Source organism: Bradyrhizobium sp. CCGUVB23, from assembly GCF_024199885.1.
GTDB lineage: Bacteria > Pseudomonadota > Alphaproteobacteria > Rhizobiales > Xanthobacteraceae > Bradyrhizobium.
Genome location: NZ_JANADQ010000001.1, coordinates 9,529,478 through 9,542,077, shown reverse-complemented (window position 1 = coordinate 9,542,077; position 12,600 = coordinate 9,529,478). Strand labels below are relative to the sequence as shown.

Genomic DNA, 12,600 nt, shown 5'->3' with positions numbered 1-12,600 from the left:
TCCCTCAAATGACCTTGTCAGTTTGTGGATCGATCAGAACGGCGCGGTTCATATCGATGTCGATACGAACCTGTTCGCCCGGCGCTGTGACCTCGTGAGCCGCGAATTCCGCGGTGATGCTGATTCCCCCGAGCGGCATGCTAACCTGCACCCGCGAGCCCGTCGGTTGGACGAGCTCTATAGTCGACGGCAACTGCACGTGACCTGGCGCAGCGCTCGCGCTGGCTTTGGCAATGTGCTGGGGCCTGAGTCCCAAGATTATGGCTTGACCGTTTGGCGCCTTGCGCCCGGTAGGCAGGGTCAGCTTGGTTCCGTCGCGAAGGGTTACCTCTCCGGCCTCGACGGTGGCGGGAAGGAAGTTCATCTTCGGGCTGCCGAGGAATCCGGCCACGAAGCGCGTTGCCGGCCGCTCGAACAAATCGAGCGGCGTGCCGAGCTGTTCAATCCTGCCGTCGCGCAGCAGAGCGATGCGGTCAGCGAGCGTCATCGCCTCGATCTGGTCGTGAGTCACGTAGATGATGGTGCGGCCGAGCTCCTGATGGAGCCGCTTGATTTCAACCCGCATGTCGTCGCGAAGCTGGGCATCGAGATTGCTCAGCGGTTCATCGAATAAAAAGAGCAGCGCGTCGCGCACGATCGCGCGGCCGATCGCGACGCGCTGGCGTTGACCGCCAGAAAGCTCACGCGGAAATCGCTGAAGAAGTTGCGCAATGCCGAGCATGTCGGCGGCGCGCTTCACACGCTTGTCGATCTGGGCGGACGCAACTTTCCTCGCCCGCAAGCCAAATGCAATGTTTTCATAGACGTTGAGATAGGGATAGAGCGCGTAATTCTGGAACACCATCGCGATGTCGCGATCGCGCGGGCGTGCCCACGTGACGTTCTGTCCGCCGATTTCGACTGTGCCGGCGCTCGCCTCCTCGAGTCCTGCGATGGTACGAAGCAGGGTTGATTTTCCGCATCCCGATGGGCCTACCAGGACCGTGAATTCGCCCGAGGGTACCTCAAGATCGATTCCCTTGACGGCGTGGTATGTGCCGTAGTGCTTGTGGAGTCCGGTAATCTTCAGATCCGACACGAGTTAACCCTTGACTGCGCCCATGGATATGCCGCGGACGAGATAGCGCTGCAGCGTTGCGACGGTGATGAATACAGGAATGGTCCCAAGCACCGACATCGCGGCGATCTTGGACCAGAAATTCGACTGGCCTCCAAAGTAATGCGTGACCTGGACCGTGTAGGTCGTGACCTCGGTGCGGGTGAGCACCAGTGCAAACAGAAAGTCGTTCCAGGAAAAGACGAAGGTGAAGACCGCGGTGGCGAACAGTCCGGAGCGCGCCATCGGGAATACCACCTTCCACAGGACCTCCCAACGATTGCAGCCGTCGATGAGGGCGCTCTCTTCGAGCTCTAGCGGAATCTCCTCGATATAACCCCGCATCATCCAGATCACATAGGGCAGGCTGAAGGCCGTATAGAGGATGATGAGCCCGATGTAGGTATCGACCCAGCCGAGCCAGACATAGAAGAGGAAGATCGGAAATGCGATGGCCACGGGAGGCATCATGCGCTGCGATATAATCCAAACGCCGAGGTTTTCGCCGCCCGTCTTGAAGCGCGCCAGTGAGTAGGCGGCGATGGTGCCGAAGATCATGGCGAAGAAGGTTGATACCGAAGAGAGTACCAGGCTGTTGCCGACCGTTTTGGCATCGCCATCCTTGAACAGCACCGCATAATTGTTGAACTGGATGCTCTTCGGATACCACACCGGTGGAAAAGCGAAGATCTCGCCTGGGGTCTTGAACGAAATGGCAAACAGCCAGTAGATCGGAAAGACAAATATAACGACGAGGAACGCTGCCATGAGATAGCGCAAGACGAGCTTCGTCTCCTTGCGGCGATGAAACGGTGCGCCTTTCATTTTGCCAGCCCCATGCGCCGAATAGCCCAGGTCACGATGACGGTGAGAAGCGCGATGACAAGGAAGGCGATCGCCGCCGTATAGCTCGACTCGAACTGCTTGAATCCCTGGACATAGGTGTAGACGGAAATGGTCTCGGTCATCGTGCCGGGACCGCCCGCCGTGAGCGCCCAGATGATGTCGAAGATGCGGAAGAGGTCGAGGCCACGGATCAGAATGGCGATCGACATCACCGGAAAGATTGCGGGGAGGACAACATAGCGGAAGCTGCGCCAGAAGCGCGCTCCGTCGATCTCAGCGGCTTCGGTTAATGAGCGGTCGACATTGGAAAGGGCGGCGAGCAAGATCAGGAACATGAACGGTGTCCACTGCCAGATCTCGCAGAAGATGATGGCGGGATAGACGAGTCCGGGATTGACTGTCCACAGGGCCGGCACAGGGTGGCCAGCGAACCAGCCAATGATCTGGTTGATCGGACCATAGCGGTTATCGAACAGGAGCCGCCATGTGGCGCCGGCGACGATCGGTGAGATGATTGTCGGCAGCACCAGCAGCGAAACCAGAAGCTGTCGTCCGGGCATACGGTCGAGGAACAGGTAGGCCATGGCGAGGCCGAGAAGCAGCTCGATGGGCAGGGCTATGACCATGATAAGCAGTGTGTGGAGGAGCGACTGCCATAGTCTCGCGTCATGAAAGAGCTGGACGTAATTCACCAATCCGGCAAAGGATGTGTCAGTCTCCAGCATGGTGACGCGCATGAAGCTCACCACCAGCGAGAAGATCAGTGGGAACAGGCCGACCAGCAAGAGCAGGAAGACGGCCGGCAAGATCAGCCAGTATTTGAAGTTGCGGTCGGGATGGGCGATGGCGGCCATGGCTGAATTCGGGATACGTTCCGCTTTGGTCTCGTGCCGTCGTCGACAGTGGGCGGAGCCTCTCCCGCTGGAAAGCGGGAGAGGGGAGAGGGAGCGGCGTGCTTATGTTTTCGGATAGGCGCCGGACTCAGCGGCCCAGGCCGCATAGACCGGCTTCTGCTTGTCGACGCCGATCTTCTGCGTAATGTCGTTCCACTGGGCTGCTGCCGCATCGAGGATCGTCTTCGGATCGTCGCCCGCCCACAGCTTTGAAATCGCCTGGCGCAAGACCTCCTCATATTTGTCGGTTTGCAGAAGCGACAGATCGAGAAGACCCGTCTGCGAGGCCTGTTTCAAGGCCGCCAGATAGTCCTTGGCATTTGGCCACAGGGCGAGATAGCCAGGATCCGCGTAGTGCGCGTCGCGGAACGGATCGCGTAGCGTATAGGGAAGCTGAACGCGCTGGCGGCTCACATCTTCGCTGTTGAGCCACTGGATGAACAGATAGGCGGCGTCCTTGTTTTTCGAGGTGGACGAAATCGACAACGCAAAGCCTGCAGCGAGCTCGGGATGTCCTCCCGGCGGTAAGGCGTAGCCTACCTTGCCTGCGATAGTTGTTTTCGGGACCCAGTTCAGTGCCTCCTGGTCCGTACCATAACCCTCGGCCCAGCGCCCATAGGGTGGCCAGGAGATGGTCATGGCCGATTGTCCCTGCAGGAAAGTCGCGAGATTCTCCACAAAGCCGAACTGCTCCACGCCTGGCGGCATGAACTTGTTCTCGTTGCGCATGTCGGTGAAGACCTTGACGCCGACATCGGAGTTGATCGTGGCCTTCATGGTGTCAGCGTCGAAGAACTTGCCGCCCTCATTGCGGAAGCGTTCCTCGAACATGTACATCGCGTAGGGAGGCTGCCGGAAGAAGGAGGCGCCGTAGATGCCCTTGTCTTTTAGGATGGCCGTAAGACCAGCTCCGACGACATCGAAATCCGCCCATGTCTTCGGTACCGCGAGGTCCTTGCCGGTCTTCTCCTTGAAGGCCTTCTGTACGGCCGGATCCTCGAAGAGGTCGCGCCGATAGTACATCAGGAAAACGTCGCCATCGTCGGGGAAGCCGTAGATCTTGCCGCCCACTTTCATCTGGTTGTCGCGATAGGTCGGCGCAATCGTCTGTAGCTCGGGAGCGTAGCCGTATTTCTCGACATAGGGGTCGAGGACCTCGAGCGCGCCGGCCTGGGCAAGATCGGGCATCCAGGCAGGTATGACGTTGAGAGCGTCATAGGCGCCGGCTCCCGACTTGTAGTCCTGCATGATCTTGGTGAACATCTCGGCAGTCGCGACCTCGACGACCTTCACGTCCATCCCGGTCAGCTCTTTCCACTTCGGACCCGAGAAGTGAGTGGGATCGAGCGACTGCAGCCCTGCCTCCCAGACAATCGTGATCGTGCGCCCCTTGTATTGCTGCGCGGCCTTGACGGCGGTGTCGGCGGCTGACGCAGCCCACGCCGGCCTTCCCATTGTTGCGGCGAGGCCGGCGACCAGACCAATCTTTCCGAAATCACGTCTATTGATCATTATATCCTCCCGTTCCTTGAATGGCAGAGCCTTTCAAATGTCCCTCGCTCGTTAGCGGCGAGGAATTCTCAATGGGCAAATTGGCGGCGATACTCCTCCAGTTTGCGTTGGAAATTCGGTTTCTCGAGTACGGCGCGATTGACGATACCGCTCGGAATCTGCCCGCGCTGAATGTCGAGCACAGCCCTGACATCGGCTGCGCCATTTCCGGCGAAGCACTGATCGGTCCAGCAAAGTGCGTGAGGCGTCACGATGACGTTGTCGAGTGCGAACAGCGGATCGGACGGATCGGTCGGCTCCTGCTCGAATACATCGAGGGCGGCGCCAGCGATCCGCCTTCTCGCCAGAACGTCTGTGAGCGCGTTTTGATCGACAATTGGTCCGCGCGCAGTGTTGATGAAGAAGGCGGTCTTCTTCATCAGGGCGAGGCGGTCTGCGTTCACGAGATGGCGTGTCTCGGCCGTCAGTGGACAGTTCACCGTAACGATGTCGGCGCGGGCGAAGAGGTCGTCGAGACCGACGAGTTCGACTCCCAGCGCGGCCGCCAGCTTGGAATCCGCAAATGGATCATGAGCGATGAACCTCATGTCGAACGGCTTGGCGAGCCGGAACAGTTCGGCTCCGATATTGCCGATACCGATCGAACCGAGCACCCTGCCGACCAGGCCAAAGCCCATATGCTCGCCACGGGCGGCAAAACCCGGCGGACCTTGCCGGGTAAGCTTATCCTTCACCATCAGCTTTCCGGCGAGTGCCAGAATGAAGGTCATGATCGACACTGCGACAGGGCGGCGCACGCCGTCCGGCGTGATCGCCAACGCGATGTCTGCGGCGGTACAGGTTGGCACATCCACCGTGTCATAGCCGACGCCAAAGCGGGCTATGATGCTGAGCCTGCCGTTTTTGGGGGCGCTTTCGGGCGCAAAGCGGTGAGCCAGCAGGATAAGTGCGTCGAAGCCTTCAAGATCGCTGCTGCGCAGAGGGTTGGCGTTATCCAGATAGGCCATTTCCACGCCGGGGGTCTCCAGCAGAGGCTTCAGATCGAAATCGGGGTAGACGGCCGAGCCGTCGGGCTTCCTGAAGTCACCTGAAAGGGCAACACGGAATGGCGCGTTCATGTCATGCATCCCTTCCGCAAGGTGGTGATTGCGGCCGTCAGCGCATCCCGAAGCACCCACACGTCACCCGAATAGCAGCAGAAATCGAAGCCTTGCTTGTAGAGCGATATGCCGACCTCGGTAGTTGGTACCAGGCGGCCGAGTGCTTTCTTGTGCTTCTTGGCGGCCGCAATCGTCTGCTCGACCGCCTTCAGAAATCTCGGATGGTCGAACTGGCCGGGGATGCCAAGCGATACTGACAGGTCGAAATGGCCGACCCACAGGCAGTCGACGCCATCGACGGCGGCAATCCCGTCGGCATTTTCGGCGCCTTCAGCCGTCTCGATTTGGCAGAACAGCGTTGTCCGTTCGTTGGCAGCCGCAAGCTTCTCGGGTACCGGGCCCTGCCCATAGGCATCATGCGCAATACTCAAGGCGACGCCACGTCGCCCGTCCGGATAATATTTCATGCAACTAACGACGGCCTCTGCTTCTGCGGCAGTGCTAACCATCGGGATCATGATCCCTTCCGCTCCAGCGTCGCAGGCGCGCGCAATGTGGTGATATTCCTTTGAAGGCACACGGACGATGGCCGGCAACCCTGCGGCTTCAAAATAGCGTGCAGCACTCTTGACTGTTTCGAAACCGAAGCCCGAATGCTCCAGGTCGAAAAGTGCGAAATCGCAACCCGCTTGTTTGAGGATATGGCCAATTCCAGGAGTGGCAAACTCGACGATGAAATGACCAAGCTTGGCCTCTGGCGTGCGGGTCATTTGCTTAAGTCCGGCACGAGCCATTGTTCATCCTCCCGTTTGGCGTCTGTTGTTCGATCCCTCGGAGTTGAGATCAAACCCATTCGACGTTCTTGTTCGCGATCAGGTTGGCGCTGGTCCTGTCCGCAAACCGTTCATTTGCCCGCCCTCCGGACCTTCCAGTAGAGCTTGCCAACCTGATCGAGGTGCGAGCGCATGCGGGCATCGGCAAGTTCCGGATCGTGTGCCTTGATCGCTTCGAAGATCGCGACATGCGCGTCGAAGGCGACGCGGTTCTGGCCGGGATAGCTGAGCGTCACACGCCTTTGGTCGACGAGCCAATCGATGATGGCTCGGTGCATGACCACATAGATGGGATTCTTGGGGATCGTAGCGATCGCGTAGTGAAATGTTATATCCGAGTCCTCAAAGCGTTGAACGTCACCAATGGACTTGTAGTTCGCGTCAAGCGCATCGCTCAGGTAACGGATATCCTTTGCTGTGGCGTTGCGTGCGGCATCACGTGCCAGGCCAGTCTCAAAGAGGGCACGCGCATCTTGGAAATGACGGACGCCGTCATCGTCGGAGAGCAGATATTTGGCACTGCTCGACAGCGACGTCATAACGACTTCAGCATTCGGCGCTGTGACCCGTGCCCGCGAACCCGCCCGGAGATCGACGAGCCCTGCGCGCTGCAGATGAAACAATGCCTCGCGGATGGCTGTCCGGCCAACGCCAAATTCCGCCATGAGCTGACGTTCCGATGGCAGCTCGGCACCAGCCACCAATTCCCGATCGCGTATCCTCTGCTCGAGGATATCGACAACCTGCTCAAAGAGACGCGATCGTTTGAGCTGAGGGGACATTGGTATACCTAGTATACCAGGGCAGGCTAGGTCCTGCTGTTGCCGCTGTCAATAAGCGCCATGATTGACGAGAGGCGTCCGAGGAGATGGGTCCAGACCTCAAGCGCAGCAAAGGCCGACAGCAAGCCTTCAATGCGAAGCGCCACACGCGGATCGGCGGCCTTTCGCAAAGCGGACTAATCGAACCATGCTTGCCTGCGTCGCCAATCGTGCATGATGACCGAACTGCCGTCGGGCCGCAGCTAGCAGGGACGGGACAAACAGCGGGGCCTCTCGACGAACTCGTGGCCATTATCGATTAGAATGAGGCAAGAGGAACGAACGCATTCCGTTGTCTCGGCCTGGCGAACCGAGGGAGCGCTGAGAGCCTGACGCATATGGTAGGATGGTCTTGGCCGACGTCCATCTACGGCAGATCAAGGTGAGGGGCCATCTTCCGCGATGCTGTGCCGCAGCGAAATGCTTTGGCCGAATAAAGATCGAAAGAGGACACGCTCATGCAGTGGCTCAAGGAAACCTTTCATGTCGACAAGCCGATCATCGCCATGTGTCACTTGCAGGCATTGCCGGGCGATCCCGGATATGATGCGGCCGGCGGGATGAGGAGAGTGGTCGAAATGGCCCAAGCCGATCTCGACCATCTTCAGAACGGCGGTGCCGACGCTGTAATGTTTTCCAACGAGTTCAGCCTTCCTTACCTGACCAAGGTACGTCCCGAAACCACCGTGGCCATGGCACGCGTCGTCGGCGAGCTCATGCGCTTCATCAAGGTGCCGTTTGGTGTCAACGTCTTGTGGGATCCCATTGCTTCGATCGATCTTGCAGCCGCTACCGGAGCAAGCTTCATCCGCGAGATCATGAGCGGGGTGTACGCCAGCGATTTCGGGCTGTGGAATACCAATGTCGGTGAAACGGCGCGCCACAAGGCAAGGCTCGCCCCGAAGCTCAGGCTTTTATTCAACATCGTGCCCGAAGCCGCCGCCTATTTGGGCGATCGCCCGATTGCGGATATCGCCCGCTCGACCGCGTTCAACAACCGGCCTGACGCCATCTGCGTATCCGGCCTCACCGCTGGCGCCGAAACAGACACCCAGGTCCTTTCCACGGTCAAAGCGGCCGTGCCGGGCACAGCCGTGCTTTGCAACACGGGTTGCCGGATCGACAATATCGAACGCCAGCTCGCCGTTTCGGACGGGGCAGTCGTGGGATCGACATTCAAGGTCGACGGCATCTTCGAGAATCCGGTCGATCCGGCGCGTGTCAAGGCCTTCATGGACAAGGTCAAAGCGATCCGCTCTGCCTCGCGCGCGGTCGCTTAGGAAATGTTCGCCCGATCCGGCAGCCAGCGGTGCCGGCTCGATCCAGATCCGCTGACCCGCAAAGGTCCGGTACCGGACCAGATTGGACCAAAGTGACGATTGACCAACGCAGCCTCACACGCATCGAGGCATGGACCAAAGAGCTCTGCCTGATACCTGGTCTTTCCGGCTACGAAGATCCGGTGAGCGACTACATCCGGGCCACCTTTTCCGACCGCCGCGTCGAGAGTCACGGCGATGCGTTCGGGAATCTGACCCTCACGGTGAAGGGGGCAGACCCCGCTGCTCCATCGGTGATGGTCTTCGCCCACACCGATCAGCTTGGCCTCGTGGTACGGCGGATCGAAGCGAACGGTTTCGTTCGGGTGGAACGGCTCGGGGGCGTGCCCGAACGTGTGCTGCCGGGCCTCCGCTTGGTGATCATGAACCAGCACGGCAGGCAGATCCCCTGCGTCGTCGGTGTCAAGGCACACCATGCCACGCCGCAAGACGAAAAGGGCCAGGTGCTCGGCTATGACAAGCTCTTCCTCGATCTCGGCGCCACATCGGCGGAAGAGGTTCGCGCCCTCGGCGTCGAAATCGGTGCGCCCGTCACGTACTGCCCCTCTTTCGAACGGTTGGCCGGTACCCGTGTGTCCGGAACGGCGATCGACGACCGCGCCGGCTGCGCCGCGCTTATGGACCTCGTGCAGAGACTTCTGGATGAACCCGTTCCCGCAACGCTGCATGCGGTCTTTTCGGTCCAGGAGGAGTTCAATCTGCGCGGCGCCATGCTTGCGGCCGAGCGTCTCGGGCCAGATGCCGCCATTTCGATCGACATCATGGTCGCCTCCGATACGCCTGATCTCGCGGAGCGCGGCGAACTGCAGCTTGGCGGCGGCCCGGCGCTTGGCCTCTACAGCTTCCACGGGCGCGGCACGCTCAATGGCACGCTTGCGCATCCCGCGCTCCTCAATCATCTCGTGGAGACAGCAGGCCGTGTGGGCATGCCGATCCAGCGCAGCGCTCACACCGGCTGCCTGACCGATTCCTCGTACGTTCAGCTCGTGGGTGAAGGAATTCCCTCCATCGATATCGGCTATCCGACACGCTACACGCATGCGCCGATCGAAACCTGCGACCTTGCCGATCTTGAACAGATAGCGGCACTGCTTGCACTGGCTCTGCGCGATATGAAAGCAGGCTTCTCCTTCGAACGGAGGAGATATTCATGCGCCACCTCCTAGGCATCGATATTGGCAGTTATTCCAGCAAAGGCGTCCTGCTTGATGAGGCCGGTACTATTCGGGCAACGGCGCAGCGCAAGCACGACATGCGTGTGCCGGGGCCAGGACTTGCCGAACATGATGCGCTGCAGGATTGGTGGGAGGGCTTTCGCACGCTGAGCCAGCGGCTGATCGTGGACAGTGGGATCAACCCGGCCGCGATCGCTGCTGTCGGGTGCAGCGGGATTGGCCCCTGTGCGCTGCCTGTGACAGAAGCCGGAAAGCCGCTACGTCCAGCCATCCTGTATGGCGTGGATACCCGCGCCGAAGCCGAAATCGAAGAGCTCAACGCTGAACTCGGCGCACCGGCCGTGCTGGCCCGAACCGGCAATCCGCTGACGACACAGTCTGTCGGCCCGAAGGTACGATGGCTTGCCAAGCACGAGCCTGACACTTTCCGCAAAACTGCGCGGATCGTCGGGTGTCCGACCTTTATCGTTCACCGATTGACGGGACGGTGGGTCGTCGATCACTACGGCGCGTCCTGCTACACGCCATTCTACGACCTTGCCGCCAAAGATTGGCATGACGAGACCATCGAACGGATTTGCCCGGTCGACTGGCTGCCTGAAATAGCCTGGACAACGGAGATTATCGGCCACGTGAGTTCTGAGGCCGCGCGCGAAACCGGGCTTGCCGCCGGCACGGCTGTGATCGCTGGCACCATCGATGCGGCGAGCGAAGCGATCAGCGTCGGTGTGCAAAAGGCGGGTGACCTGATGATCATGTATGGCACTACGGCCTTCTTCATCCAGGTCAATGCCGATCTTGTCGTCGACTCCCGTTTCTGGGCCGCGCCGTTTCTGTTCGAGAACACCTGGAGCGTCATGGGCGGGCTTGCGACTGGAGGCGGTCTCACCCAATGGTTTCGCAAGGAAATGACCGGACTTTGCGACGAGGATTCATCCTTCCAGACGTTGATGGAAGAGGCGATCAAAAGTCCGCCGGGCGCAAACGGCATTTTGATGCTGCCCTATTTCAGTGGTGAGCGAACGCCAATCAACGATCCGCAGGCCAAGGGACTGATCTGCGGCCTGACGCTCGCGCACCGGCGCGGCGATGTCTATCGTGCGCTGATCGAGGGAATCGGGCACGCCACCCGGCACAATCTCGACGGCTTTGCCGAAATACAGCCGGCTCGAAGCATTTATGCCGCCGGAGGCGGCGTGCAGAATCCACTCTGGACACAATGCGTTAGCGACATTGCGGACGTCCGTCAGAATGTGCGCCGGCAGACGGTGGGTGCTGCGCTCGGATCTGCCTTTCTCGCAGGAATAGGGTGCGGGATCTTCGTGCCGGAGGATATCGACCGCATTAACCCGATTGTGTCTCAAATCGCGCCGAATGAGGCCAACCGCAATCGCTACGAGGTCGATCACGCCGCTTTCAAAGCGCTTTACGTCAACAACAGAGGTATGATGCGACGGTCCACGGCAAGCTAGTCGATGGGGCCGAAGGGAGCTGGCGTGGCTATCACGAGCGTGGCCGATCGCTTCAAGGACGGGCAACCAGCAAGGGCTGCACGTTTTCGCCACCTGCCATCAGGGGATTCGACGGCTCGAAATGCTCACGCAGCTCTCGCCTCCTGACGAGCGCGCGCGCACTGGCAAATGCATCTTTCAGACTTTCGGCTCGACGGAGCGCGACGTTGAAGAAGGCGTCACCGAAATAGGTCCACTTCGCCTTGTCCTCGCAGCCGAACGACGGATGATCGGCGTCGGCCGCTGTGATGACCAAGACATCGGGATTCGCGAGACGAGGGATGAAGACTCCAGAGTAGCAGGCCGAGATGATCACCACCTTGTGGCGCACGCCGGTCTTTCCGAGCATCTCGGCGAGACGAGATGGCGTGAGCGTTTGCACAAGCCGCCCAGCCTTGATTGCAAGGCCGTCTGGCGAGCCATGCGAGGTGAGAATCAAGAACAAAACGTCGTTCTCGGCGTCCAGGCGGCCAGCTGCAACCTGTAACGACCTGGCCAGCGTTTCGGCCGTAGCGCTGCCACCCTTCTTCGAATTGTATCGCACCTCGATCGGGCCAACTTCGAAACGATCTGCGACGACCTTGGCTGCACCGATCGCCTCGCTTTGAAACACGCCTTGATCGCCAAAAAGGCCAAAGGACACCACGCCGACCTTGTGGGCATCCTCGTTGGCATGCACGGTCGAAACCGAAAGCGTGAGGGCCAAGGCAAAAGCAACGAGCGGCGCGCCATGTCGCCTGATCCAGGACTTCGAGGTGATGGTGTTGGAGATCATGGTGAACCTCGCTTTCGGCTGGCAAAGGGCCAAAGATGTTCCGGTGCTCCGCCTGTTGGGCGACACCCCTTCATGTGCACGGCGTGTGCACCGAGAACCCGAAGAGGCGATTTCCGCTTCCAATTCATGCATATATGGTCCTAGAAGAGCCCAACACCGGAAGCTTGGCCAAAACCAGATTTCTCAATCGGTCCAATCATACAAAGGGCCGAGAGTAGAAATATCTCTCTAAAATGAAAAGCTTAGATCGCAAATTTTCCATTGCGCCCATCATGATGGAGCGGAGCGAGAGTTCAGGTGTTTCAAATGGTTGGAAGTGGGCGTGTGCACGATATGTGCACTGGGAGATCAAGAAAGATCTCATCACAGATAACGTGAGCAGGTCTTCCAATATAGGTAGCGCCGCACTGGAGCGGCGGACGTCGGTTACTTTGTTGGTCGACGATTTCGCCGAGGCGCTGAGTAGCAGAAGCGCCGTTCGCTCTGGCTTGCGCGGAAGGCGAAAAGGCCGCCGGTGGGCAGCGAGCACAGGGCGAACCTAACTTAAGCGGATATCTCTTAGCGGTCTCTCGCACACGCTAGCTGCACATAGAGCGCGGTAACCGACGGAGCGCAGGGGCGCCGCCATAAAAATTCGCTATGGCGGCAGACCGCAGTCGTGCTTCCCCAGCTGACGCACGTAAATCTATTTTTTACCG

General features: G+C 59.5%; 11 protein-coding genes. 3 read left to right on the top strand and 8 right to left on the bottom strand.

The features are described from left to right. Positions 1–4: 4 nt before the first annotated feature. The 7 genes from NLN62_RS44855 to NLN62_RS44825 form a co-directional block, all read right to left on the bottom strand. Entirely contained in the window at positions 5–1,078 is a 1,074-nt protein-coding gene (locus NLN62_RS44855; RefSeq protein ID WP_027527129.1) for an ABC transporter ATP-binding protein, read from the bottom strand. 3 nt (positions 1,079–1,081) lie between these two features. Next, positions 1,082–1,921 (bottom strand): carbohydrate ABC transporter permease, encoded by an 840-nt coding sequence (locus NLN62_RS44850; RefSeq protein WP_027527128.1) that lies wholly within the window; start codon positions 1,919–1,921, stop codon positions 1,082–1,084. Beyond that, positions 1,918–2,796, bottom strand: a complete 879-nt coding sequence (locus NLN62_RS44845; protein ID WP_035664580.1) for a carbohydrate ABC transporter permease — start codon at positions 2,794–2,796, stop codon at positions 1,918–1,920. Before NLN62_RS44845 ends, NLN62_RS44850 begins: the two co-directional genes overlap by 4 nt. 102 nt (positions 2,797–2,898) lie before the next feature. After that, positions 2,899–4,347 carry an extracellular solute-binding protein gene (locus NLN62_RS44840; RefSeq protein WP_027527126.1) on the bottom strand — a complete coding sequence of 483 codons (1,449 nt, stop codon included), beginning with the start codon at positions 4,345–4,347 and terminating at the stop codon, positions 2,899–2,901. Between the two features lie 68 nt (positions 4,348–4,415). Beyond that, positions 4,416–5,465 (bottom strand): NAD(P)-dependent oxidoreductase, encoded by a 1,050-nt coding sequence (locus NLN62_RS44835; protein ID WP_035664578.1) that lies wholly within the window; start codon positions 5,463–5,465, stop codon positions 4,416–4,418. Then, a complete protein-coding gene (locus NLN62_RS44830; protein ID WP_063621807.1) occupies positions 5,462–6,241 on the bottom strand; it encodes an HpcH/HpaI aldolase/citrate lyase family protein in 780 nt (259 codons plus the stop codon). Before NLN62_RS44830 ends, NLN62_RS44835 begins: the two co-directional genes overlap by 4 nt. 110 nt (positions 6,242–6,351) lie before the next feature. Continuing rightward, the gene (locus NLN62_RS44825) at positions 6,352–7,062 is read right to left on the bottom strand and encodes an FCD domain-containing protein (RefSeq protein WP_035664576.1); all 711 of its coding nucleotides are present in this window, start codon (positions 7,060–7,062) and stop codon (positions 6,352–6,354) included. 497 nt (positions 7,063–7,559) lie between these two features. Between NLN62_RS44825 and NLN62_RS44820 the strand changes: the two genes are divergently transcribed. The 3 genes from NLN62_RS44820 (at position 7,560) to NLN62_RS44810 (ending at position 11,088) form a co-directional block, all read left to right on the top strand. Continuing rightward, complete coding sequence (locus NLN62_RS44820) at positions 7,560–8,381, top strand: BtpA/SgcQ family protein (RefSeq protein WP_254112993.1); 822 nt, start codon at positions 7,560–7,562, stop codon at positions 8,379–8,381. A 92-nt stretch (positions 8,382–8,473) separates the two neighbouring features. Next, positions 8,474–9,607 carry a M42 family metallopeptidase gene (locus tag NLN62_RS44815; protein ID WP_254112992.1) on the top strand — a complete coding sequence of 378 codons (1,134 nt, stop codon included), beginning with the start codon at positions 8,474–8,476 and terminating at the stop codon, positions 9,605–9,607. Further along, positions 9,592–11,088: an FGGY-family carbohydrate kinase gene (locus tag NLN62_RS44810; RefSeq protein WP_254112991.1), complete on the top strand. Its 1,497-nt coding sequence runs from the start codon at positions 9,592–9,594 to the stop codon at positions 11,086–11,088. Before NLN62_RS44815 ends, NLN62_RS44810 begins: the two co-directional genes overlap by 16 nt. 52 nt (positions 11,089–11,140) lie before the next feature. On the opposite strand, the gene NLN62_RS44805 is transcribed toward NLN62_RS44810, so the two are convergent. Beyond that, positions 11,141–11,902, bottom strand: coding sequence for a C13 family peptidase (locus NLN62_RS44805; RefSeq protein WP_245288237.1), 762 nt, complete (start codon positions 11,900–11,902; stop codon positions 11,141–11,143). Positions 11,903–12,600: the final 698 nt, after the last annotated feature.

Excerpts from the sequence above, each read along its gene's own strand:
- NLN62_RS44840 (WP_027527126.1), bottom strand. The coding sequence starts at position 4,347 with ATGATCAATAGACGTGATTTCGGAAAGATTGGTCTGGTCGCCGGCCTC.
- NLN62_RS44810 (WP_254112991.1), top strand. The coding sequence starts at position 9,592 with ATGCGCCACCTCCTAGGCATCGATATTGGCAGTTATTCCAGCAAAGGC.
- NLN62_RS44805 (WP_245288237.1), bottom strand. The coding sequence starts at position 11,902 with ATGATCTCCAACACCATCACCTCGAAGTCCTGGATCAGGCGACATGGC.
- NLN62_RS44850 (WP_027527128.1), bottom strand. The coding sequence starts at position 1,921 with ATGAAAGGCGCACCGTTTCATCGCCGCAAGGAGACGAAGCTCGTCTTG.
- NLN62_RS44835 (WP_035664578.1), bottom strand. The coding sequence starts at position 5,465 with ATGAACGCGCCATTCCGTGTTGCCCTTTCAGGTGACTTCAGGAAGCCC.
- NLN62_RS44825 (WP_035664576.1), bottom strand. The coding sequence starts at position 7,062 with ATGTCCCCTCAGCTCAAACGATCGCGTCTCTTTGAGCAGGTTGTCGAT.
- NLN62_RS44830 (WP_063621807.1), bottom strand. The coding sequence starts at position 6,241 with ATGGCTCGTGCCGGACTTAAGCAAATGACCCGCACGCCAGAGGCCAAG.
- NLN62_RS44820 (WP_254112993.1), top strand. The coding sequence starts at position 7,560 with ATGCAGTGGCTCAAGGAAACCTTTCATGTCGACAAGCCGATCATCGCC.
- NLN62_RS44845 (WP_035664580.1), bottom strand. The coding sequence starts at position 2,796 with ATGGCCGCCATCGCCCATCCCGACCGCAACTTCAAATACTGGCTGATC.